This window comes from Sorangium sp. So ce693, from assembly GCF_051521375.1.
GTDB classification, from domain to species: Bacteria; Myxococcota_A; Polyangia; order Polyangiales; family Polyangiaceae; genus Sorangium; species Sorangium atrum.
Map to the genome: position 1 here is coordinate 3,512,676 of NZ_CP150347.1, position 21,333 is coordinate 3,534,008.

Below are 21,333 nucleotides of genomic sequence, written 5' to 3' on the forward strand. Positions count from 1 at the left end.
GGTGTCTGCTATGTCTTGGCCGAGACGTCATGAGCTCTTCTTCGTCCGCTTCGCCAGCCCTGCGCCTCCTCGCGCCCGATGAGCCGCCCGCGTTCGAGGTGGTGAACCCCGAGGGCCGCTCCAGCGCGGTCCTGCTCTGCGACCACGCGTCCAACGCGGTTCCGAGGAGCCTCCCCGAGCTGGGCAGGCAGCACGAGGCGCTCCGCGAGCACACCGGCTGGGACATCGGCGCGGCGCGCCTCTCGCGCCGCATGTCCGCGCTCCTCGACGCGCCGCTCGTGCTCTCCGGCTACTCGCGGCTCGTCATCGACTGCAACCGGCCGCTGGGCTCCCCGACGTCCATCCCCGAGATCAGCTGCGGCGTGCCCATCCCCGGCAACGCCATCGACGCCGCGGAGGCCAGCGCCCGCGCCGACGCGTGCTTCTGGCCCTACCACCATGCGATCACCGCGCTCCTCGACGCGCGGCGGGAACGCCGGAAGCGCACCGCGATCCTCAGCATCCACAGCTTCACGCCCGCGATGCCCGGTCAGGAGCGGCCGTGGCACGCGGCCGTCCTCTACGGGCGCGACCGCAGGCTCGCCGCGCCGTTCCTCGAGGCGCTGCGGCGCGAGCCCGGGCTCTGCGTCGGCGACAACGAGCCCTACCGCGTGACCGAGGGCGGCGACTACGGGATCCCCACGCACGGCGAGGCCCGCGGCCTGCCCTGCGTGCTCCTCGAGATCCGCCAGGATGGCCTGATCAGCGACGAGGGCGTGGAGGTCTGGGCGCAGCGCCTCGCGGCGAGCTACCGGGCCATCGAGGCAAGTGGCGATCTGAACGCTCTCCCCCCGGACGCCGCCACCGGCGGGTGACGTAGGCGGGGCTCGGTGCCCGACGGCGAGGGGATCGCGCCCCTCGCCGTGGCGGGGAAAGTACGGCCTGCGGTCATTGACAAAAAAAATTGTCAATGATACCCACGGCGGTGTGCTCGACGTCGACGTCATTGAGGATCCAGCCGCGGCTGCGGCAGCGCTCGAGCCTGTCAGGAGCCGGCTGCTCTCGGAGCTCTCGGCGCCCGCCTCCGCCGCGACGCTGGCCACGCGCCTCGGGATCGCGCGCCAGAAGATCAACTACCACCTGCGCGCCCTCGAGGCGCACGGGCTCGTGCGCATGGCCGGGACGCGCAAATGGGGCGGGCTGACGGAGCGCCTGCTGGTCGCGAGCGCGGCTTCCTACGTCGTGTCGCCCGGCGCGCTCGGGCCTGTCGCCGCGGACCCGGAGCGCGCCTCGGACCGCCTCTCCGCGACCTACCTCATCGCCCTGGGCGCGCGCGTCGTGCGCGAGGTCAGCGATCTCCTTCGGCGTTCGCGGGAGGCCGACAAGCGCCTCGCGTCGCTGTCGATCGACGCCGAGGTCCGCTTCCGTTCCCCGGCGGAGCGCGCCGCCTTCACCGGCGAGCTCACCCGCGCGGTGACGGCGCTCGTCGCGCGTTACCACGATGATTCGGCGCCAGGCGGGCGATCGCACCGCCTGGTGATCGTCGCTCACCCCACACCCACACCGAACGAAGCACCACGAAAGGAGTCATCATGCCCGTGAGAAAAGACGCGTCCGGCCGTCGCAGCGTCGAGGCCGAAGTCGAGGTCCCCGGCAGCCCCGAAGAGGTGTGGAGCGCCATCGCGACCGGGCCCGGGATCTCGTCGTGGTTCGTGCCGAGCGAGGTCGAGGAGCGCGAAGGCGGCGCGACCGTCTCTCACTTCGGCCCGGGCACGAGCATGGATGCGGTCGCGACCATCACGGCCTGGGAGCCGCCTCGCCGGTTCTCCGCCGAGGCCCCGGAGGACATGGGACCAGGCGGCCCCAAGGTCGCCACGGAGTGGATCGTGGAGGCGCGGTCCGGCGGGACGTGCGTCGTGCGCGTGGTGCACAGCTGGTTCGCGAGCACGGACGACTGGGACAACCAGTTCGAGGGCCACATGCACGGCTGGGCGGCCTTCTTCCGCATCCTTCGGCTCTATCTGTCGCATTTCCGCGGCCAGCCCTGCGCGGCGTTCCAGCTGATGGGCGCCGGATCCGAGCCTCGATCCGCGACATGGGACGCGCTGATCGGCCCGCTCGGGCTCGCCGGCGCCGCGGAGGGCCAGCGGGTGAGCTCCGCCGCCGGCGCGCCGCCGTTCGCCGGGGTGGTCGAGCGCGTCGGCCCGAGCGAGCACCCGGAGCTGCTCCTCCGGCTCGATGCGCCGGCGCCGGGCATCGCCCACCTGTTCGCCCTCCCCATGGCCGGGCAGATCTTCCTGCCGATCCGGCTGTACCTGTACGGCGACAGGGCGCCTGCCGCGGCGGTGCGCGACGAGCCCGCGTGGCAGGCATGGATGGCCGAGCGCTTTCCAGTGCGCCCGCCCGGCTGACACCTCCGAGGCACCTTGTCTCATGTGTGACGGCCTGACGCAGGCGAGCCTCCGCCGGGGACGGTGGAGAGGGTCAGTCCGGGACCGCACACGCCACTGAGAACAGCCCGATTCACATCGGTTTCCGGCAAATGCTCGGGGCGGCACCGTTCGTGTATCGCCGGGCTCACCGCGGCGATCGGCCCTCGCGCCGGCGCTCGTTCAACGGAGTCGATGGAGGTACCGATGAACCATGCAGTCAATCCGAGGTGGTGGGATGATCACAAGACGTCCGGCTGGGATCGCGTGAAGGAGGCGCTGCGCCGCGACTGGGAGCAGACCAAGGCGGACTTCACCGACACCAAGGGGCAGGAGCTCAACCAGGACGTCGGCGATACGGTGAAGCAGGCGCTCGGCAAGCAGCCGATCCCGCCGCGCTACGCGCCGAACACCGACTGGAACCAGGTCGAGCCGGGGCTGCGCTACGGCTGGGGCGCGGCGAGCCATTACAGCGATCACACCGACTGGGACGATCGGGTCGAGAGCAAGCTCAAGGAGGAGTGGAACGACCTCAAGAGCGGGCGCACCTGGGACGAGGCCAAGAGCGCCGTGCGGCGCGGGTGGGAGTCGGCGCGGCGCAAGGTCTCCTGAGCCGCGCCCGGGCGCCGGCCCCGGCCGCGAGACGCGGGCGACCAGGCCGGCGACGGCGCGCGGGACGCCGCTGCGCCCCTGCGCTCAGCCGCCGATGAGGTGCCGCGCGTAGCCGTACACGTAGACCGTGATGAGCGCGGCGGCGGCCACGTCGAGCAGGAAGCCTGTCCGGATCATCACCGGGAGCCGCACGTACCCGCTGCCGAACACGATGGCGTTGGGCGGCGTGCCCGCCGGCAGCATGAAGTCGCAGGACGCGGCGATCGTGGCCGCGAACAGCACGCCGAGGTCCTGCGGGAGCACGTTGAGCGCCACGTTCACCGTGGCGGTGTTGGAGGCCAGCGCCGACAGGGCGATCGTGCCGCTGCTGGCGAGCCCGAGCTGCGCGAGCAGCGGCGCCTCGGCGACGACCGCGAGCTTCGCGGCCATCCACGCCGAGAGCCCGCCGCCCTCGATGCCGGCCGCCATCGCGAAGCTGCCGCCGAGCAAGGCGAGCGTGCCCCAGGGCATCCGGCGCAGGGAGGCGAGGGAGAGGGCGCGCAGGGCGAGCAGGCCGAGCGCCGCCAGGACGGCCACGGTCGCCTCGTAGTGCTTGCCCTGCACCTTGAATCCGGCCGCGGCGCCCGAGCCGAGCGCGGCGCCGAGGCCCCTGAGCGCGGCCTGGAGAGGGGGCGCGAGCGCGGCGCGCAGCGGATCGCCGAGGATCCAGAGCACGCTGGACGCCGCGAAGATGGCGGCGACGGTCTTCTCGCCGCGGCTCATCGGGCCCATGGCCGCGAGCTCGCGGTCGAGCGCGTCGCGCGCGTGGCCGGGGCCGAGGCCGTCCCGCTTGCCCACGCGCCACAGGGCGAGCCAGAGCAGCGGGACGAAGAGGACCACGAACGGCAGGGCGATCGCCATGTACCGAAGAAAACCGAGGTCGTGGCCCAGCTTGTCGGCGAGGAAGCCGCAGAAGATGGAGTTCGTGCCGGTGCCGATCTTCGTGCCGATCCCGCCGACGTTGGAGGCGTAGGCCACCGCCAGCATGATCGCCGTCCCGTAGTGCGTGAGCCTGCGCCCCCCGGCGGCCGACTCCAGCTGCGCGAGCAGGGCGAGCCCGATCGGGACCATCATCACGGCGGTCGCGGTGTTGGAGATCCAGAGCGAGATGGCGCTCGTCGCGACCAGCATGCCGAGCAGGAGCCGCTTCGGGTCCGTGCCGACCGCCCGCATGATGTGGAGCGCCACCCGGCGGTGAAGGCTCCACTGCTCCATGGCGGCGCCGATCGCCATGCCGCCGAGGAAGAGGAAGATGTACGCGTCGACGAACGGCGCGGCGGCGCGGGCGGCGTCGCCCGCGAGCCCGCGGCCGAAGACGCCGAGCAGCGGGAAGAGCACGAGCGGCAAGCAGGCGGTGAGCGCGACGGGCAGCACCTCGAAGAGCCACCACAGCGCCATCCACGCGGCGACCGCGGCCGCGTACGCAGGGCGGTGGCCAAAGCCGGGGACGGCGTGGAGCCCGCTCGGGACGAGCGCGATCGCGAGGGCGGCGGCTGGACCGGAAGCGACGCCGAGGCAGCGCAGCATGCTGAGCCGCGCAGGCGGCGGCCGGCCTCGGTGAGGGGCGCCCGGCGGCGCGGCGGCGGGATCGGGGGGGCACTGCATGGCGACTCTATCGCACACGCGCCTCCTCCCCGGCAGAGCGCGCGCAGCGCGGCGGGCGCGGCGGGCGCGTGCTAGGCGTCAGGCGCTCCGCACGGCGCACGCGCCGCCCGCAGGGCAGGAGAGCCGCCGTGTCCGATCCCCTCGTCGTCAACGATGCGCTGACCGCTCCGGCCGCGCTCCTCAGCTGGAGCGCCGTGCGCGCGTCGGGGCCCGGCGGTCAGAACGTCAACAAGGTCGCCTCCAAGGTGGAGCTGCGCTTCGACTTCGGCGCGTGGCCGGAGCTCGCCGATGACGCCAAGGCGAGGCTGCGCGAGCTGGCGCGCGGCCGGCTCGACGCCGAGGGGCGGCTGTTCATCGTGAGCCAGCTGACCCGCGACCAGCTGCGCAACCTGGACGACGCGCGCGAGAAGCTGCGCGCGCTGATCCTGCGCGCGCTGGAGGTGCCGGTGCGGCGAAGGCCGACGCGGCCGACGCGCGCGTCGAAGGCGCGGCGGCTCGACGAGAAGCGGCGCACGGGCGAGAAGAAGCACGTGCGCCGCGGCGGGGGCGATCACGAGTGACGGGGCGCGCGGGGGAGGGCGCCCGGCGCGCCCTCGCCGCGGCGGTCTTCGCTCAGCGCTTGCGCCGGGAGCCGGCGACGACCTCGGCGGCGGTCGTCGCGGTCGCCGCGCGGGTGAGCCATCGCCGCAGCTTGCTCAGATCCTCGCAGCCGGCGATCGCGCGGGCCATCTCGGCCGGCGTGGCGATCCCGCGCGACTTCAGCACCGTGAGGATGGCCTCCTGCGCCATCCTGATCTCGCCGCGGGCTTCACCGCGCGCCTCGCCGCGGGCTTCACCGCGCGCCTCGCCGCGCGCCTCGCCCTCCGCGAGCGCTGCCCACCGGGAGCGCGGAGGACGTGGTCGTGCCTGCGCATGCGCTCCACCATAGCGCAGCCAGCGACCGGCGGGCATCGCGGCGCCGGCGTGCGCGCTTCCGCCGCGCGGCCCCGCGGCGAGGCTCAGGCGCTCGCCCTCAGACAGCCCAGCTCGTAAAGCCCCATCCACCCGACCTCCGGGTCGGTGCAGGCGCCCTCCCTGAGCTGCTCCACGAAGTCCTCGATCGGCTTCTCGACCACGTCGATGAACTCCGTCTCATCCAGCGCTTGCGCCCCTTCGCGCACGCAATCCACGGCCAGGAACGCGTGTCGTTCGATGGTCGAGTAAGCGCACTCCAGCGGGCGGCCGAGCGGCACGAGCCGCCCGGCGACATACCCCGTCTCCTCGAGAAGCTCGCGCGCCGCCGCTTCCTCCGGGGCCTCGCCGGGCTCGACGCCGCCCCCTGGGAGCTCGTCGAGGATCCGATCGGGCCCCGGCCTGTACTGGCGCGCCAGGATCACCCTCTTCTCGCGGGAGATCGCGAGGACGCAGACGACTCGCCCTTCTTTCTTGAGCGAGAACGTGCGGACCTGCCCGTCCGGGAGCTCGAAGGTGACGTCCTCGATCCTCCGCCACGGCGAGTGCTGGACCACGCGCCGCTCCAATGCCTTCCACCGCACGACCGTCATGACCAACCCACCTCGCAGCCGCGACCGCTCCGGCGCCGCCGCTCGGAGGGGCGAGGAGCACGGACGGCCGCACGGCGAGGACGGCTACCAGGCGCGACAGCGGACATCAAGAGGGCGAGCGCGAGGGCCCCTGTCGCATGAGCCCGTCCGGGGCCCCGGCGCCCTCGCTCAGAGGGGGGCCGGCCGGGCGCTCATGGGAACGGCCTCGCTCGCGACGGTGAAGTGCCGCCGGATGAAGTCGTTCGCGAACATGCCGATCGGGTCCAGCTCCTTCCGGATGCCGGCGAAGTCGGCGTAGCGAGGATATGCCTTCTCTGCGTACTCTCGATTCGTGAAATTGATCTTCCCCCAGTGCGGTCGGCCTTGATGGCGCTCGACCATGAAGGTCTCGATCTCGGCGAAGATCGCCTTCCAATCTTCCGCCTCGGAAGGGAAGTGCGCGAAGGTCAGGAACACCGAGTCGCGACCGTAAGCGGGGCTCATCCACGCCGTCTCCTTGGTGACCGTCCGCGCCAGGATGTACCCGTTGATCTTGAACGTCCTCCGCTCCATGAGCTCGAACAGCGAGGCGATCGCCGGCCCCAGGCCCTCGATCGGGATCGCGATCTCGGACTCGATGTGGCCAGCGACGACCTTGAAGCGAGGATCGTGAGCGAAGAGCAGGAGATCGTACGATTTTCCGACCTGGTAGGAGCTCGTGCTCACCGCGGCCAGCGCCGCCTTCAAAAAGCGCGGCTTCAGGTCGATCGGGACCAGCCGCGCGGCGTTCATCAAGACGCTCAACGTGAGCCTGTCGCCCACGGCGAGGACCGGGTTGCGCAGCCTGTCCCAGAGGGACGGCTCCGACAGCTCCTCCGCCTTCGCAGCGTAGATGTGCTGCCTGCCGTACGGGAAGAAGAACACCTTGTTCATCGCGTACGGGTCGGAGAGCGAGAGAAAGCGGGGGGCGTTCGCGATCGCCGCCTTCGTCTCGAAGACCTTCTGATGCTTCAGCACGTTGAACGACTCGCGGACCGCGAGCGTCGCCTCGACCACGATCCCGAGGCAGCCAAGGTTGGTCCTGACCGCATCGAGGTACTGTGCGTTGCGCGCGCTGGATATCTCGATGACCTTGCCAGACGACAGCAAGAGCTTCGCGGAGAGCACGGCGCTTGAGAACGAGCCGGTTCTTCCGGAGCCGTGCGTCGCGGTCGCGATGACACCTCCGATGTGCTGCGCGTCGACCTCTCCCAGGTTGACGAGCGCGAGGCCGGCGGCGTCGAGGTGATCGATGAGGTCCGCGACGCGCATCCCTGCCTGGACGGTGACGGTCTTGTTCTTCCGATCGAGCTCGATCAGCTTGTTGATGCGCGCGAGGCTGACCATCCATTCGTCCGTGCACACGATGTCGGACCAGGAATGTCCCGCGCCGACGATCCGGATCTTCTTGGACCTGGCCCTCGCGCCGTCGACGATCGCCACGAGCTCGTCGATCGACCCGGGCTCATGGAAGCTCTCGGGTTTGCACTGATGGTTGGCTCCCCAGTTCCGCCAGGTTCCATCCGGACGAAGCGCATTGGACGTCGCGAAGAACCTCCTGATGCCCTGTGTGATCGCGCTCGGAAGCTTGATGTTTTCGAGACGTTTCTGGTGTCCTTCAACGAATCTCGGCTGCATGAGACCTCCGCGAGGCGCCCTCGGGCTCACCCACCCGCAAATAGTTGAGCGGCGAGCGGCCGGCCAGCGAGAACCTTGGGCACAGCGGGAGATCGAGACGGGCTATGTCCCGGACGCTGTTCGCGCAGCGCATGGCAGGTGGATCGGAGTCGAGCGTCCGCGGCGTCGAGCCGCCGCGGACCCTGCTCCTCGGCCAGGCGGCGCGCTCGGTCAAGACATTGGCGCCGCCGGTCAAGGACGGGACGCGCGCTCGGCATCATCCTCCCCTGCATGACCTACCTCATCCCGAGCCAAGAACAGGCGCACGCGGGCCTGCGTGCCATCAAGGTCGTCCTTACCTCGGCCAGCCCCCTCGACGGGTCGCGGCGCGACGCGATGGGCGCGGTGCAGCGGCACCTCCTCCACACCGACTTCGACATCGACGCGCTCGCCCCGATAGCGCCCGAGGAGCTCGCGCGCGCCGTCGAGGACCCTCTTCTGCGCGAGCAGCTCGTCAACGGTCTCTGCGCCATGACCCTGTGCGGCGAGCGCGTCGAGGAGCGCGAGCTGCTCGAGGTCGAGCGCTTCGCCGCGGCGCTCGGGGCGCGGCCGAACGCGGTCCGCCAGCTCCACCACCTCTACGAGCGGCGGCTGCTCCTGCTGCGCATCGACATCAGCCGGAGCTCGCTGCTCGGCAAGAACGTGCGGCGCATGCTCGATGAGGGCGGCCTCTACGGGCTCGCAAGGAACGTCGCGAGCTTCGCGGGCATCCTGGAGAACGAGCCAGTCGCCGCGCGCTACCGCTCGCTCGAGGCGTACAGCGAGGGCACCCTCGGCAAGGCGCTCTTCACCTTCTATCGAGAGAACGGCTTCTCGTTCCCCGGCGAGAAGCGCGGCGTGCCCGAGGGCGTGCTCACCCACGACCTGAGCCACATCCTCGCCGGTTACGGCACCGACCTGCGCGGAGAGGCGATGACGATCGCGTTTCAGGCGGGGTATCGCCGCGAGAACCCGTTCGGTATCCTCGTGTTCCTGCTGGTGCAGCTCCAGCAGGGCATCCAGCTCACCGTGCTGGCGCCGTCGCAGCAGGGGATGCTCGCGACACCCGGGCTCGCCGACGAGCTCGTGCGATCGTTCGTTCGCGGAACGAAGATGAGCATCGACCTGATGGACGACTGGGATTTCTGGTCGGACATGGCGGTGGATCTGGACGAGCTGCGCCGCCGTTACGGCGTCGTCCCCTGGGAGGCCGCGGCCTGATCCGGGTCCTCCGCTGGATCCACCGAGAGGTGTGGAGGGCTCGCCGCGGCGCAGGGGGCGCGCGGCGAGCCCGGGGCGCGCGCTTCACCCTCCGAAGCCGCCGGCGGCCGTCTTCGAGAACGACGCGCCGCCCTGGCTGGCGCGCACCGCCGACTGGGAGAACAGCGCGAACGCCTTGCGGACGTCCGCCGCGTCGCTCTTCGGCGTCAGGATCCAGCGGTCCTCGATCCCCATGTCGCGAAAGACGGCGCGGAAATCGGTGTTTCCGTCGTCGATGCCGATCGCCGCCACGATGTGGGCCTCGGCCCGCCGCATGTCACGGACGAGGGCGCACACGTCCTTGGCCTTGGCCCACGTCGAGCCCGCGTCGGCGCCGTCCGAGATGATCAGCGTGACGGTGCGCGCCGGGACGCCGCTCAGCGCGAACTCCTGCGCCTTCGCGATCACCGTTCCGAGCAATACCACCGTCTGATCGTAGAGGGGCGTGCCGAGCATGGGATCGTAGTTCTTCGTGTCCATCTTCACGGCCTGGGCGATCGGGCAGTATGGATACAGCACCGCCCCGTTCAGGTAACGGTTGTGCGCCAGGATGGAGTCGCGCTGCCTGGAGTCGGCGAGGGCGCCCACGACCAGGTTGTGCCCGTCCCTCACCGACGGGGCGTTGCCGGCGAATTTGATCGATCCCGAGTCGTCGGGCATCACCGTGACCAGCACCACCTCCGACGACGCGACGTCGTCCACCTGCACGCCGAAGCCGGCCTGGATCTGCGCGCCCAGGTCGGTGATGTGCAGCGCCTGCATCGCCTCGGGCGAGAGCGCGCCGTCGTCCCGCGCTGCCTCGAAGAGCTGCTCGATGTCGAGCGAGCCATCGCGGCTCGTTCCGCTGTCGTTCTCCTTGTTCTTGCTCATCGGATCCTCCACGGTCATGCGCCCAGACACGGAATCGGGTCGGTGCTCTTCACGAGGTTCATCCCGGCGGCGGCGAAGCGGGCGAGCGCCTTGTCCGCCTCGGCGGTGAAATCGACGGCGAAGCCCCCCTTGCCGTCGGGCACGGTGACCGGCGACATGCAGTCGGTCATCACGTAAATCTTCTTGGCGAGCGCGCGGTCGGTGAGCGCGATCTCCGTCAAGATGTCCTCGATCGAGCTGCGGACGCAGTGGCTCGCGGCCTGGCCGGCGATGATCACCGCGTCGGCGTGGAGCAGCGTCCTCAGGAAGCCCGTGCTCCGCTGCGCGAGCGGCTGGCCGTCGTGCCGCGTCAGCACCTCGGGCTGCATCACCGAGTAGTTCTCGGTGAGCGGGTTGCCGCCCTTGACCTCGACCCACGACTGCACCCCGCGCGCGAACGCGTGGAACATCCGCGCCTCGTGCACGACGCCCGCGAGCGCGTGGCCGTCGCTCCCGAGGATGCAGTGCGGCGGCCACAGGTAGAGCTTGTATTTCCCAGCCTTCTCGAGCTCCTCGCAGTAATACCGGACCTGCTTCATGAGCCACGGGTAGCTCCCGCCGCAGAGCCACTTCGCCACCGCGGGGTTGGGCCGCACCTCCCCCGCGTCGATCTGCGCCGTCGTGATCTCGCGGTGCGCGGTCAGCGGGCGGTCCTCGCGATCCACCCAGAAGGCCGGGAAGAAGATCTGGTAAGCGAAGTGGGTGTCCATCGTGACCGTGATGTTCGTGATGGAGGCGAGGTTCCTGTAGATGAACTCGGCGATGCGGCGGCTGTCGTCGACCGCGCCCGTGCCGCTCCTGCCGGCGACGTAGAGCGAGCCCTGCGGGAAGCAGAAGTCCTTCTGCACGTCGATGAGCAGGACGTGGACGTTCTGCGCGTCCGCGGCCGACGGCCTCACGCCATGCGCCTTCCGCCACGCGGCGGCGGCGCCGTGCAGCGCCTCTTCATTGGGGTGATAGCCCCACCGCTCGGCGTTCTTGGCGTCATAGAAGGCGGGCAGGGGGAGCTCTGTCGATTTCATGGTCTCTCTCTCTCCTCTCGATCGGCCCGTGAGCGCGGGCCGTCAGCTCAGCGTGGATTCACGAGATGCGAAGCAATGTGATCGCCTGTGCGTCGACGACGAACAGGCCCTCTGGCCCGACGAGCAGCCGGGAAGCCTGGGTGACGAACGGCTCGGTGCCGGGGAACTGCCGCGTCTCGACGAGCGCGCCCCCGCGGACCTCGACGCGGACGACGCCGCTGTCGGTCGCCGAGAGCAGGAACCCCGAGGCCGCGCATTTGCCGGTCAGCGCGCCGAGCCACGAGCCGCCTTCCCCGTCGCCGTCGGCGACCGCCTCGACCGCGCCGTCCTCGCTCACGACGACGCACCGGTGCACGGTCCGGCCGGCCTGCTCGGCGGCGAGGAACAGCCATGCGCGCCCGGCGCGGGAGCGCCCGCGGCCTTCGTGGGACGGAGAGCTCGGGCCGGCGTCGAAGACGCAGGTCGCCGCGGTGAGCTTGCCGCCCGGGAAAGGCAGCTTGACCGTGTCCTTGAGGCCGGGCCGCTCGGCGTCGAAGACGAACGCTATCGAGACGTTCCCGGCGCGGTAGAAGCCGAGCCCGAAGCTCTGGCCCACCCAGAACAGCGTTTGCCCGGCGAGGACCTCGCCCATCGGGACCGCGTCCGCCTCGCCCGAGAGCGCGGCGGCGCCCGGCCTCCCGCTGCGCAGGAGCTGCCCGCCGCGCGTCCAGTAACGGGCGCGCGCGTTGACGTCGAAGATCGGCCTCGTCCCGACGCAGTCCACCTGGATCCGCTCGGGCGCGGCCCCCGGCGAGAGCACCACGAGATCGCCGCCCCGGCCGATCAAGGTGGCTCTCCCGTGCACCGCGAAGCGCGTCGCGGGGTGTGGCGCGCCGGACATCACGACGGACCGATCCTCCCGCAGGAAGCGGCCGCCCTCGTTCACGAGATACGAGAGCCCGCCCGGGCCGAGGGCCGCGGCCAGGATCACCCCGCGCGTGGTCAGGATCCGCGTCGCCAGCACCTCGCCGTGGACGACCGTCGACTCCTTCACGGCGGCCGGCGCGGCGCCGGCGCAGGCCGGGCAGGCCGGGCGCGCGTGCTCGACGCCGCACAAAGGGCACCTCGTCCAGGCGAGGGCGTCGAGCAGCCGGCGCGGGAACACGCCGCGCCGGTCCTCGACGAAGATGCGGTAGAGCGCGTCCAGGAGATCGTCCGGCAGGACGCGGTACGGGATGGCCGGCTTCGGATACCGCACCTCGCGGTCGAACACGGTGATGCGGCGCAGCGGCCTCGCGCTCTCGGGCACCCGCGCCGACGCGGACCGCGGCCGGAAGACGCCGCCATAGGGCCCCACGCAGAGCAGGCTCTGCATGACCATCACGGCGAACGCGTACCAGTCGGACTCCTGCGAATACGGCCTCGACAGGAGCGGCCTCGGGAGGGAGGGGTCGCAGAGCAGCGGATCGACGAAGCGCTCGGTGAACACCTGGCAGAGGTACGGGCCGAACTGGAAGCTGTCGGCGTCGATGACGAACACCTCGCCGCCGGCGACGAGCACGTTGAGATCGTTGAAGTCGCCGATCACGACGCCCCGGTCGTGGATCGCCGCGACCGCCCGGTGCAGCCGCGCGAGCACCTCGGAGACCGCGGCCGACGACAGCCCGCCGTGGCGCATCGACGGCTCGCCGTAGCGCAGGAGCGGCTCCGCGCCGCGCACGAGGCGCATGGCGTAGCCCACGATCCGCTTCCTGGTCCTGTCGGTCGCGAGCTCGAGGGGCGCGATCACCTGATCGGGCAGGGCCGGCGGGAACGCGCGCAGCTTGTCCTGGTGGCGCTCGATGCGGGCCTGGGCGGCGCGCTGCTCGGCGTCCTGCCCGGCATAATCCGGGTGATCGGGCGTCTTCCAGACCTTGAGCGCGCGGCCGTCGCCGAGGTCGAACACGTCGGCCTCCCCGCCTTTGCCGATCGAGGACCGAGGGTCGAGCCGAACCCGCTTTGAACCAAGAACTACGTCCACCGTTGCCTCCTCCGGACGCAATCGAATGCAATCGAGCGCAATCGAATGCATTCGATTGCAGTCGAGCGCAATCGAGCGCAGTCGCCCTGTCGTTTCCCTCCGCGACTCCTGCGCCTCCGCGCAGGGCCGCGCCTCAATCGCGGGCGCCCTGCGCCCTCCGCACGACGATCACCGTCGTGTCGTCGCGGAGCAGCCCGCCCTCGCGCTCCATCCGCTCTTCCTTCCACACGGGCCGCGCCACGGATCGGTTGATGAGCGCGAGCCGCCGTCTCACGGCGTCTGGGTTCCGGAAATACCGGTCGTCCTGCCAGAACCTCGACAGCGGGCCGACCTCGCCGCCCCCCGGGATCTGCCGTGACGACGACTCCAGCAGATCGATCGCGCCGTCGGTTCCGAGAAGGGCAGTCTGGAGCGCGCTCGACGGGAAGGCGCGGTGCACGGTGAAGCGCGGCGCCTCGCCGCCGGGCGGCCGATCGAGCAGGCCATACGCGAGGTAGGGGGGCTCGTCCCTCGGGAAGGGGCCGAGCCGCAGGAGCTCGTCGCCGAGCGCGATGAGGCCGTCGCCGAGCGAGAACGCGCACGCCCTGTCGCCGGAGATCGCGAGGCCGACCACGGTGAAGAGGAAGAAGGTCGACACGACCTCGGCGAAGCTGCCGCCCATGCCGGCGGCTACAGTGCGGAGCGGCGCGAGCGCCCCGCGCCGCACCTCTTCCCACGTCGCGGGCGAATCGAGGTCTCCGCCGCTCCAGAGCGCGCCGAGCACCTGCTCGGTCACGATCCGCGCCCCGAGCGCCGCGCCCACCTCGCTGCGCGCGCCGCTGCCGCAGCCGTCGCAGACCACGGCGACGAGCGAGCCGCCCTCGGCCCGGAAGGCATAGGCGTCCTGGTTGGGCCGCCCCGCGGCGAGGTGATCGGTCCCGGTCACCGTCCCTCCGGCGACCTCGAAGGCCGAGCCCCCTCCCATGTCAGCCAAGAAAGCGACGTCCCGAAGCATGGAGTTCCCTTCTGCGCCCGGCGAGGGCGCGCTGCGGCCGGACCCGGGCAGACGGAGGCCGGGGCGCGCGGTCCTCCCGGCGCCGGAGCTCCATCGTCCGCTCGGCGGTCAACGCCGACCGTCAGCGCCCGCGCCAGGCGAGCACCCGATCGTTCGTGTATCCTACACACCAAGCTTAGTGTTCGTAGTACACATTGTCAACCCGGTCGCCGGCATTCCGGCCTCGCTTCCGGAGGCGTTCGAGCGCGTCGCCGACACACGAGCCGGCGCCCGCTTCAGATCTCGAAGCTGAAGCCGTCCTTCTCGAGCCGCTCGTACTTCCGGCGGTCGAACCGGTAGAGCCGCGCCGCGCGGTGCGCGACGTCCTGCTCGACCTCGTCGAGCTCCACGAGCAGCCCGGTGCCGAGCGCCTTCTTCCGGAAATTGCGCTTGTCGAGCGGGCGCTCGAGGATCGCCTCGTAGAGCCGCTGGAGCTGCGACAGCGTGAACTTCGGCGGCAGGAGCTCGAACCCGATCGGCCGGTATCGGACCTTGCCCTTGAGCCGCTCCAGCGCGACCGCGAGGATCTCGTCGTGATCGAAGGCGAGCGCCGGGGTGTCGTCCACCGCGAACCACGCCGCCTCGCGCGCGTCGGTCGCGGCCTTGACCCGGTGATCCCCGAGCTTCACCAGCGCGTAGTACGCCACCGAGACCACGCGCTCGCGCGGGTCGCGCCCGAGGGCGCCGAAGGTGTAGAGCTGCTCCAGGAACACGCCGGAGAGCCCCGTCTCCTCCGCGAGCTCCCGCCGCGCGGCGTCGTCGAGCGCCTCCTCGACGCGCACGAACCCGCCCGGGAGCGCCCACCTGCCGCGGAACGGATCGAGCTCCCGCCGGATGAGGAGGACCTTGAGATCCGCCTCATCGAGGCCGAACACGACACAATCCACCGTCAGCGCCGGCCGCGGGTGCTCGTAGGAGACGGACATTCAACTCTCCGTGTAATTTGCACATGAATCTTGGTGTCGATCGGACACCATGTCAACCCGCGCCGCGGGGCTCGGCTCCTCGGCGCGGGGGAAACGTCATCGACCGACCGACAGCCCCTCGACGGCCAGCGCGCGTGCGCGGTAGAAGGCTCCCATGAAGGGGGACGCGGAGTCGGGCGCGGCGGGGGCGGAGACGCGGGAGGAGCTCGAGGCGAAGCTCCGTGAGGCGCAGCTGCTCCTCCGCGCGATCCTCGACCACGTTCCGATCACCGTGTGCAGGTACGACCGCGCGGGCGTCTTCACGTTTCACGACGGCAAGGGGCTCGAGGCCGTCGGCGTGAAGCCGGGGCAGCTCCTCGGAGCGAACGTGCTCGAGCTCTTCGCGAACGAGCCGGAGACCCTGGAGACCAACCGGCAGGCGCTCGCGGGCAAAGGCGCATACAACGTCTACGACGCGTACGGCGCCTCCTGGGAGTCATGGCACGTCCCCGTGCGCGACGGCAACGGGGAGCCCGACGGCATGATCACCCTCAGCCTGGACGGCTCCGCGGCGAAGCGGCGTGAGCAGGAGCTCCGGGCGAAGATCGAGCTCATCGAGACGCAGCAGGAGGTCATCCGCGATCTCTCGACGCCCATCATCGAGGTCTGGGACAAGGTGCTGACCCTCCCCATGGTGGGCGTGGTGGACAGCCTGAGGATCTCCGAGGCGATGGACAACCTGCTCTCGGCGATCGTGAACAAGGATGCGCGGTACGCGATCCTCGATCTCACCGGCGTCGACGCGGTCGACACGCAGACCGCCGGGTACCTCATCGAGATGATCAAGGCCATCCGGCTCCTCGGCGCGGAGGGGATCATCACGGGGATCCGGGCGAACGTGGCGCAGACGATGATCGCGCTCGGACTCGACCTCTCCGGCGTCACGACCGTCGGCAACCTCCGCGCCGGACTCAAGCTCTGCATGCGGCGCATGGCCGCGGCGGGCGAGGGGGTCGAGCGAGCCGCGGCGGGCAGCGCGCCGGCGAAATAGCGGGCTGCGGCAGGCGCGCGCGAGGCGCGCCCCCGCGCCGGGCGGCGGCTCAGCGATGGATCACGACGCGCGTGGACGGGTCGTCGCGCGTGGCCTGGACCGCGTACCACTCATCGGGCACGGAGGGCTCGGTCCAGTGGAAGAGCCATTTCGCGTCGACCGGCGAGAGGTTCACGCACCCGCCGCTCTGCCCTTCGCCCCAGCGGTCGTGCCAGTAGGCCGCGTGAAGGAGGTACTTGCTGAAGAAGTGCTGGCTCCACGGCACCTCCGCCTCGATCCAGTCGTCCGCGTCGACGTGGGGCGTGATGAGCGTCTTCGTCACCCATTTGCGGCCGATGCTGTACTGGCCGAGCGGGGTCGTGGAAGGCGGCACGAACGGCTCGATCTTCTCCGGCTCCTCGGCCCCGTTGCGCCCGGCCGAGATGAGCGTCGCGAACACGGGGCGGTCGTCCTCGTAGGCGATGAGCCAGCCGTCGAGGGCGGCGATCTCGACCCACGTGTTCCTGGGCCCGTTGGCCGGCGCCGAGGGCGGCTCGCCGCCGAGCTGGATCGGGCGGCCCCACGGGTTCCGCGCCCTCCGCGGCCGGACGACCACCGCGTCTCGCTCGAGCACCCAGTGCCCGTCGTCCCGGGTCTCGAGGTACGTCAGCTCGCCGACCCGCTTCGATCGGCCCGTCAGCCCGACCCGGGCGAGGCGGTCCCACACGGCGTCCGTCTTCGCGGGCTGGCCTCCCTCCGTGAGGCGGTGCTTCGGGCGCGCCTTGCGGCGAAAGAAGGCCATCGGCAGGCGCGCCTCGGCGCCGAGGTACACCCCCTCGAAGGTGGTGGGCTCGTACGGCTTGACCTTGTCCTTCGGTACGAACGTCAGATCCGACGCCCAGAGCCATGTCGTCCCGCCGGCCTCGACCTCCTCGGTCCAGGCGACCGACGAGCGCGGGCGGACCTGCATGTGCCGCAGATCGTGGATCCCCTCGGGCCACGCAGGCGCGTCGAAGCCGTCCACGCGCAGGAGGCGCTTGAGGCCGAGCGACTCGCCGTAGCGGTACGGGAGCGGCCGATCGGCGAGCGGGGCATGGGGGATCAGCGCCTGGCGCACGGGATCGGCGGTGTCCAGGGTGGCGCGCTCGCCGTCGACGCATACGTAACCGCGCGGCTCCACGGCGTAGAACGCCGGGCAGCCGTCGGCGCCGCGGAGGGGCTCGACGCTCTTCAGGCGGACCGAGCCGCCGATCGAGAGCATGCCGATCCACTGGGCCTTGGGCCGCGGCGCGGACCGGATCCACACCTCGCGGCCCTTCGAGTACACGCGCGCGGATCGCGCCCGCGCCGCCTCCACCTCCGGGACCGGCGCGGACGAGGTCGAGGCGGCCAGCGCGTCCGGCGCGGCGGGGCGCGGGACGGGCGCGCTGGTGGGCGAGGGCTCCGCGACCGCCACGCCCGCGCTCGCGGCCGCGTCGGCGCGCGAGCCGGCGTCTTGCCGCGACGGCGTGCACCCGAGCCAGAGGGCGCCGAGGGCAACGAACCACGAGCGGCCAGGCATAGGCACGAGACCCTAGCACGCCGAGCCCGCCCGTCGGAACGACGTGCCAGGCTGGACGAAGGCGCTCGCGCCGCGACGCGAGCGGAGAGGAGGTCGTCGCTCGTGCGGCGATCTGCGGCCATGGCGCCGGGCCGCCGGATTTCGATCGCCGCGGGTGTCACGCTCGCCCTGCTCGCGCCTAGAGCCGAGGAAGGTCGGCGAGGACAGCCGGCCAGAGAAGACAAGGAGAGATCCCATGCGTCGTTGGCTCAAGGTGACCCTGATCGCGGCCGTCCTCGGAATCCCGGCGGTGGCCTATGCTGGGACGCAGCTCAAGGGCGGCTGTCCGTGCGCGGATTGCCCGTGTCCGGACTGCCCCTGCGGCTGAGGACCCAGCGCCCTTGGAACCGCGCGCGCGATCGCTGCTCAACGCGTCGATGAGGCGCCTCGCCGACGGCGATCGCGCGGCTTTCGAGCCTGTTTATGCCGCGCTCTTGCCGGCGATCGGCGCGTTCTGCCGCCGCATGCTCGGGGGCGGAGCGGACGCGGAGGACGCGGCCCAGCAGGCGCTCTTGAAGGTGTTCGACCGCGCCAGCTCGTTCGATCCCGACGGGGACGCGCTGACCTGGGCGCTCGCCATCGCGACGTGGGAGTGCCGCACGACGCGGCGGCGGCGGTCCCGGTCGAGGGAGGCGCCGGACGGGCATGTCCCGTCGATCGCGGCGGACGCGCCGACGCCGGAAGAGGCGGCGATCGCCAGGGATCTGGACGACGCGGCGCGCGAGGTGCTCGGCACGCTGGCCGAGGCGGATCGCGAGACGCTGAGGGCGACCCTGCTGGAGGGCGAGCGCGATCCTTCGGTGTCGGGCGCGGCGCTCCGCAAGCGCCGCGAGCGCGCATTTGCTCGCCTGCGGGAGGCGTGGAGGAGGATCTATGGAACGTGAGGCGCTCGCGGGTCTGAGCCTGAAGGAGAGGGCCTATCGCGCGTACGAGCGGGGGAGGGCGAGGAGGGCCGCCTGGGCAGCGACACCGACGATCGCCGTGGCGCTCGTGGCGTCGCTGATGAGCGACCGTCCGGTCACCACCGCGATCCTCGGCGCGGCGCTCTACGTCGCGGCGGCGCTGCTCTCGTGGCGCGGGCAGCACCTCGGGCGAGGCGTGCTCCCGGGCGTCGCGGCGGGGCTCGTGCCCTTCGCGGCGGCGCACGCGGCGCGCATCTACGGTCACCTGTGCACGCCGGAAGGGTGCGTATCCGTCTGCGTCCCTGCATGCCTGGCGGGCGGGGTCGCCGCCGGCGTGCTGCTCTCGCGGGTGCTGCGCCGCTCGGAGCGGCTCGGGGCGTCGTGGGCCTCGGCGTGCGGCATCGCCGCCCTGACGGGCGCGCTCGGCTGCGCCTGCATCGGCTTCGGCGGCGTCGTCGCCCTCGCGGCGGGGCTGCTCACCGGCACCGCGTCGCTCGCCCTCCGCCCTGCGCGCTAGAGCGGCGGTCACCCGCTTCGGATACGGGCCCACCTCGACGTTTTCGGTGCTCAGCGCACCGGAGTGCGCTTGCGCGCCGAAAACGCCGATCTGGGCCCGTCTCCTGTGCGGGTGACCGCCGCTCTGCTCGGCATGGTGCAGAGGGGGGCGGAAACCGCTGTAGGCTCTGCGCATGCCGGAAGCCGCTCGCAAGCGCCTCGCGCTGGCCCTCCTGATCGTCGCGGTCATCCCGGTCGGCTTGATCACCCGGTTCCACGGCGGCCCGGTCTGGCTGCGCAACAGCGCCGGCGCGGTGCTCTACGAGGTCGTGTGGATCGCCGCGGCGCAGATCGTGTGGATCTCCGCGCGCACGCATCGGTTGGCGCTCGCGGTCTTCGCCGCGACGTGCGGGATCGAGCTGCTCCAGCTGAGCCAGGCGCCGTGGCTGTGGGCCGCGCGCAGCACCACCCCGGGGCGGCTCCTGCTCGGCGCGAACGGCGGCTTCGATCCGGCGGACTTCGCGCTGTATGGCCTCGGCTGCGTCCTGGGTTACGGGCTCTGCCGGCCGCTCCGGGCCCCCGCGTGAAGCCAGCGCCGCGCCGAGCGCGCGCGCCGGTTGCCGCGCATGCCGTGAGGGGCCAGGCTGGCGATCGCGAGATCCAGGAACCAGGAGGCGATGGCCATGTCCGAGGCTCACCACACCGGCGGCTGTTTGTGCGGCGCGATCCGCTACCGCGCGCGCGGGGCGCCGGTGAGCGTCAATGTTTGCTATTGCAGCCAGTGCCGGCGCCAGAGCGGCGCGCCGATGCCGGCCTTCGCGTCCTTCGCTGACGAGCAGTTCGAGCTGCTCTCGGGCGCGCCCGCGACGTATCGCTCATCCAGCTTCGCCGTCCGCCAGTTCTGCGCGACCTGCGGCTCGTCGCTGTTCTGGCGCCGCGACGGGGCGCGGGAACTCGACATCTTCCTCGGCACGATGGACAGGCCCGGCGACGTGCCGCCGCCGTCCTTCCAGCTCTGGACCGTGCACCGCGTGCCCTGGCTGCCCCCCATCCAGGGGGCCACGGACTATCGCGGGGACAAGGCCGGCAGCCAGAGCTAGCCGGCGCTGTCTCCGCCGGCGGCCTCCTTCGCTTCCTCCTCGGCGATCTTCGCCCGCACCTCGTCCATGTCGAGCGAGCGCACCTTCTCGATCACCTGATCGAGCGCCGAAGCGGGCAGCGAGCCCGCCTCCGCGAAAAGGAGCACCTTCTCGCGGAAGATGAAGAGCGTCGGGATGGAGCGGATGTTGAATGCCTGCGCCAGATCCTTCTGGTCGTCCGTGTTGATCTTCCCGAACACGATGTCCGCGTGCTTCTCGGAGGCCTTCTCGAAGACGGGCCCGAAGACCCGGCACGGGCCGCACCAGGGCGCCCACCAGTCGACGAGCACGATGCCGTTCGACTCGACCGTCTTCTCGAAATTCTCCGCGCTGAGCTCGATGGTACTCATCCGCGGAGCATACCCCCGGGGCACGCCCGTGTCGTGGAGCGAGCGGCCAGGCGCCGCCGGCGGCGCTCGGGGCGCGTTGCAGGCGAGGATGGGCTCGATCGGCTCGACGAGGAGCTGATCGACGCGTACGCGCCCGACGTCGCGGCGCGGGCGGAACCGCTCCAGCGTGCTCCTCCACCGAGGGAGAGCCCCGCGTCCCGGCTCCGCGCGGGCGCCGTGCTACACCATCGGCACAGCTTACCGTCGAAGGAGAGTGCGCCATGACGAACGCGTCAGTTCAATCCCTCGCCGATGCCATGGATCTCGGGTCGTTGCTGCAGGAGATCCGGGATCGACACGGCGAGTTCGATCTCCTCGCCCACTGGAAGCAGGGCGAGTTCCACCACGACGTGGTCCTCCGGGTGCACCGCTTCGCGCCGCTGCCGGCGCCGGTGCTCGTCGTGAGCACGAACTGCAACGGCGGGGTCAAGGAAGTGCTCTGCCTCGGCGATGTCCCGGAGCGTTATGCCCTCTGGCATCATCGCTGCCCCGGCGTGCCGGAGTTCTCTGGCGACCTTCCGCCCATCGCCGCTCAGGCGCGGACGTCGCACTACTTCGACCCGTGCGAGCTGCTCGCGACCGACGCCCGCAGCGAGCTGCGCCCCGAGTTCCGCGAGCGCGACGTGGGCGGCGGATGGCGCCCGCGGTGCGGGCAGCCCGGCCCGGCGCTCGACGCTGCGGGAGAGCCCGGAGGCGCGCGCGGGTCAGCGCCAGGGGAGACGTGCTCGTGATGCGCCGGTGATCCCCGCCGCGCCGATCCTCTCCGGC

24 protein-coding genes are annotated in these 21,333 nt (G+C 71.4%); 13 read left to right on the top strand and 11 right to left on the bottom strand.

Annotated features, from left to right (window positions below):
- Positions 1 to 29 precede the first annotated feature (29 nt).
- The 4 genes from WMF14_RS13465 (at position 30) to WMF14_RS13480 (ending at position 3,020) form a co-directional block, all read left to right on the top strand.
- Positions 30 to 854 (top strand): N-formylglutamate amidohydrolase, encoded by an 825-nt coding sequence (locus tag WMF14_RS13465; protein WP_437801377.1) that lies wholly within the window; start codon positions 30 to 32, stop codon positions 852 to 854.
- 112 nt (positions 855 to 966) lie between these two features.
- Positions 967 to 1,581, top strand: coding sequence for an ArsR/SmtB family transcription factor (locus WMF14_RS13470; protein WP_272103159.1), 615 nt, complete (start codon positions 967 to 969; stop codon positions 1,579 to 1,581).
- Positions 1,572 to 2,390 carry an SRPBCC family protein gene (locus WMF14_RS13475; RefSeq protein WP_437801378.1) on the top strand — a complete coding sequence of 273 codons (819 nt, stop codon included), beginning with the start codon at positions 1,572 to 1,574 and terminating at the stop codon, positions 2,388 to 2,390. Before WMF14_RS13470 ends, WMF14_RS13475 begins: the two co-directional genes overlap by 10 nt.
- 225 nt (positions 2,391 to 2,615) lie before the next feature.
- Positions 2,616 to 3,020, top strand: a complete 405-nt coding sequence (locus WMF14_RS13480; RefSeq protein WP_272103161.1) for a hypothetical protein — start codon at positions 2,616 to 2,618, stop codon at positions 3,018 to 3,020.
- 84 nt (positions 3,021 to 3,104) lie between these two features.
- On the opposite strand, the gene WMF14_RS13485 is transcribed toward WMF14_RS13480, so the two are convergent.
- On the bottom strand, positions 3,105 to 4,664 hold the full coding sequence (locus tag WMF14_RS13485; protein WP_437801380.1) for an SLC13 family permease: 1,560 nt from the start codon (positions 4,662 to 4,664) through the stop codon (positions 3,105 to 3,107).
- Positions 4,665 to 4,792: 128 nt separating this feature from the next.
- On the opposite strand from WMF14_RS13485, the gene arfB reads away from it, so the two are divergent.
- On the top strand, positions 4,793 to 5,224 hold the full coding sequence (gene arfB / locus WMF14_RS13490; RefSeq protein ID WP_272103163.1) for an alternative ribosome rescue aminoacyl-tRNA hydrolase ArfB: 432 nt from the start codon (positions 4,793 to 4,795) through the stop codon (positions 5,222 to 5,224).
- 52 nt (positions 5,225 to 5,276) lie between these two features.
- On the opposite strand, the gene WMF14_RS13495 is transcribed toward arfB, so the two are convergent.
- The 3 genes from WMF14_RS13495 to WMF14_RS13505 form a co-directional block, all read right to left on the bottom strand.
- A complete protein-coding gene (locus WMF14_RS13495; protein WP_437801382.1) occupies positions 5,277 to 5,453 on the bottom strand; it encodes a hypothetical protein in 177 nt (58 codons plus the stop codon).
- A 209-nt stretch (positions 5,454 to 5,662) separates the two neighbouring features.
- Positions 5,663 to 6,208, bottom strand: coding sequence for an NUDIX hydrolase (locus WMF14_RS13500; protein ID WP_272103165.1), 546 nt, complete (start codon positions 6,206 to 6,208; stop codon positions 5,663 to 5,665).
- 168 nt (positions 6,209 to 6,376) lie between these two features.
- The gene (locus tag WMF14_RS13505; protein WP_437801383.1) at positions 6,377 to 7,864 is read right to left on the bottom strand and encodes a D-arabinono-1,4-lactone oxidase; all 1,488 of its coding nucleotides are present in this window, start codon (positions 7,862 to 7,864) and stop codon (positions 6,377 to 6,379) included.
- 270 nt (positions 7,865 to 8,134) lie between these two features.
- Between WMF14_RS13505 and WMF14_RS13510 the strand changes: the two genes are divergently transcribed.
- Complete coding sequence (locus WMF14_RS13510) at positions 8,135 to 9,103, top strand: hypothetical protein (RefSeq protein WP_437801384.1); 969 nt, start codon at positions 8,135 to 8,137, stop codon at positions 9,101 to 9,103.
- 84 nt (positions 9,104 to 9,187) lie between these two features.
- On the opposite strand, the gene WMF14_RS13515 is transcribed toward WMF14_RS13510, so the two are convergent.
- The 5 genes from WMF14_RS13515 to WMF14_RS13535 all read right to left on the bottom strand — a co-directional run bounded on the left by WMF14_RS13515 (position 9,188) and on the right by WMF14_RS13535 (position 15,031).
- Entirely contained in the window at positions 9,188 to 10,012 is an 825-nt protein-coding gene (locus WMF14_RS13515; protein WP_437801385.1) for a hypothetical protein, read from the bottom strand.
- Between the two features lie 14 nt (positions 10,013 to 10,026).
- Positions 10,027 to 11,073, bottom strand: coding sequence for a nicotinamidase (locus WMF14_RS13520; RefSeq protein ID WP_437801386.1), 1,047 nt, complete (start codon positions 11,071 to 11,073; stop codon positions 10,027 to 10,029).
- 58 nt (positions 11,074 to 11,131) lie between these two features.
- A complete protein-coding gene (locus WMF14_RS13525; protein WP_437801387.1) occupies positions 11,132 to 13,072 on the bottom strand; it encodes a hypothetical protein in 1,941 nt (646 codons plus the stop codon).
- A gap of 133 nt (positions 13,073 to 13,205) precedes the next feature.
- Positions 13,206 to 14,036 carry a protein phosphatase 2C domain-containing protein gene (locus WMF14_RS13530; protein WP_437804203.1) on the bottom strand — a complete coding sequence of 277 codons (831 nt, stop codon included), beginning with the start codon at positions 14,034 to 14,036 and terminating at the stop codon, positions 13,206 to 13,208.
- A 305-nt stretch (positions 14,037 to 14,341) separates the two neighbouring features.
- Positions 14,342 to 15,031: an NUDIX hydrolase gene (locus WMF14_RS13535; RefSeq protein WP_272103170.1), complete on the bottom strand. Its 690-nt coding sequence runs from the start codon at positions 15,029 to 15,031 to the stop codon at positions 14,342 to 14,344.
- A gap of 154 nt (positions 15,032 to 15,185) precedes the next feature.
- Here WMF14_RS13535 and WMF14_RS13540 point away from each other — a divergent pair, with 154 nt between their 5' ends.
- Positions 15,186 to 16,061: an STAS domain-containing protein gene (locus WMF14_RS13540; protein WP_272103171.1), complete on the top strand. Its 876-nt coding sequence runs from the start codon at positions 15,186 to 15,188 to the stop codon at positions 16,059 to 16,061.
- Between the two features lie 49 nt (positions 16,062 to 16,110).
- Here the strand turns inward: WMF14_RS13540 and WMF14_RS13545 are convergent, their stop codons facing one another.
- On the bottom strand, positions 16,111 to 17,601 hold the full coding sequence (locus WMF14_RS13545) for a L,D-transpeptidase (RefSeq protein ID WP_437801388.1): 1,491 nt from the start codon (positions 17,599 to 17,601) through the stop codon (positions 16,111 to 16,113).
- Between the two features lie 235 nt (positions 17,602 to 17,836).
- On the opposite strand from WMF14_RS13545, the gene WMF14_RS13550 reads away from it, so the two are divergent.
- From WMF14_RS13550 to WMF14_RS13570, 5 genes are all read left to right on the top strand, one after another.
- On the top strand, positions 17,837 to 17,968 hold the full coding sequence (locus tag WMF14_RS13550) for a hypothetical protein (protein ID WP_272103173.1): 132 nt from the start codon (positions 17,837 to 17,839) through the stop codon (positions 17,966 to 17,968).
- Positions 17,969 to 17,981: 13 nt separating this feature from the next.
- The gene (locus WMF14_RS13555; RefSeq protein WP_272103174.1) at positions 17,982 to 18,524 is read left to right on the top strand and encodes an RNA polymerase sigma factor; all 543 of its coding nucleotides are present in this window, start codon (positions 17,982 to 17,984) and stop codon (positions 18,522 to 18,524) included.
- The gene (locus WMF14_RS13560) at positions 18,514 to 19,059 is read left to right on the top strand and encodes a hypothetical protein (protein ID WP_437801389.1); all 546 of its coding nucleotides are present in this window, start codon (positions 18,514 to 18,516) and stop codon (positions 19,057 to 19,059) included. The genes WMF14_RS13555 and WMF14_RS13560 overlap by 11 nt, the downstream gene beginning before the upstream one ends.
- A 172-nt stretch (positions 19,060 to 19,231) precedes the next feature.
- The gene (locus WMF14_RS13565) at positions 19,232 to 19,624 is read left to right on the top strand and encodes a DUF2809 domain-containing protein (RefSeq protein WP_437801390.1); all 393 of its coding nucleotides are present in this window, start codon (positions 19,232 to 19,234) and stop codon (positions 19,622 to 19,624) included.
- A 96-nt stretch (positions 19,625 to 19,720) separates the two neighbouring features.
- A complete protein-coding gene (locus WMF14_RS13570; protein WP_272103177.1) occupies positions 19,721 to 20,137 on the top strand; it encodes a GFA family protein in 417 nt (138 codons plus the stop codon).
- Here the strand turns inward: WMF14_RS13570 and trxA are convergent.
- Positions 20,134 to 20,526: a thioredoxin gene (gene trxA / locus WMF14_RS13575; protein ID WP_437801391.1), complete on the bottom strand. Its 393-nt coding sequence runs from the start codon at positions 20,524 to 20,526 to the stop codon at positions 20,134 to 20,136. The genes WMF14_RS13570 and trxA overlap by 4 nt on opposite strands.
- A 260-nt stretch (positions 20,527 to 20,786) precedes the next feature.
- On the opposite strand from trxA, the gene WMF14_RS13580 reads away from it, so the two are divergent.
- Positions 20,787 to 21,296, top strand: a complete 510-nt coding sequence (locus WMF14_RS13580) for a hypothetical protein (protein WP_437801392.1) — start codon at positions 20,787 to 20,789, stop codon at positions 21,294 to 21,296.
- Positions 21,297 to 21,333: the final 37 nt, after the last annotated feature.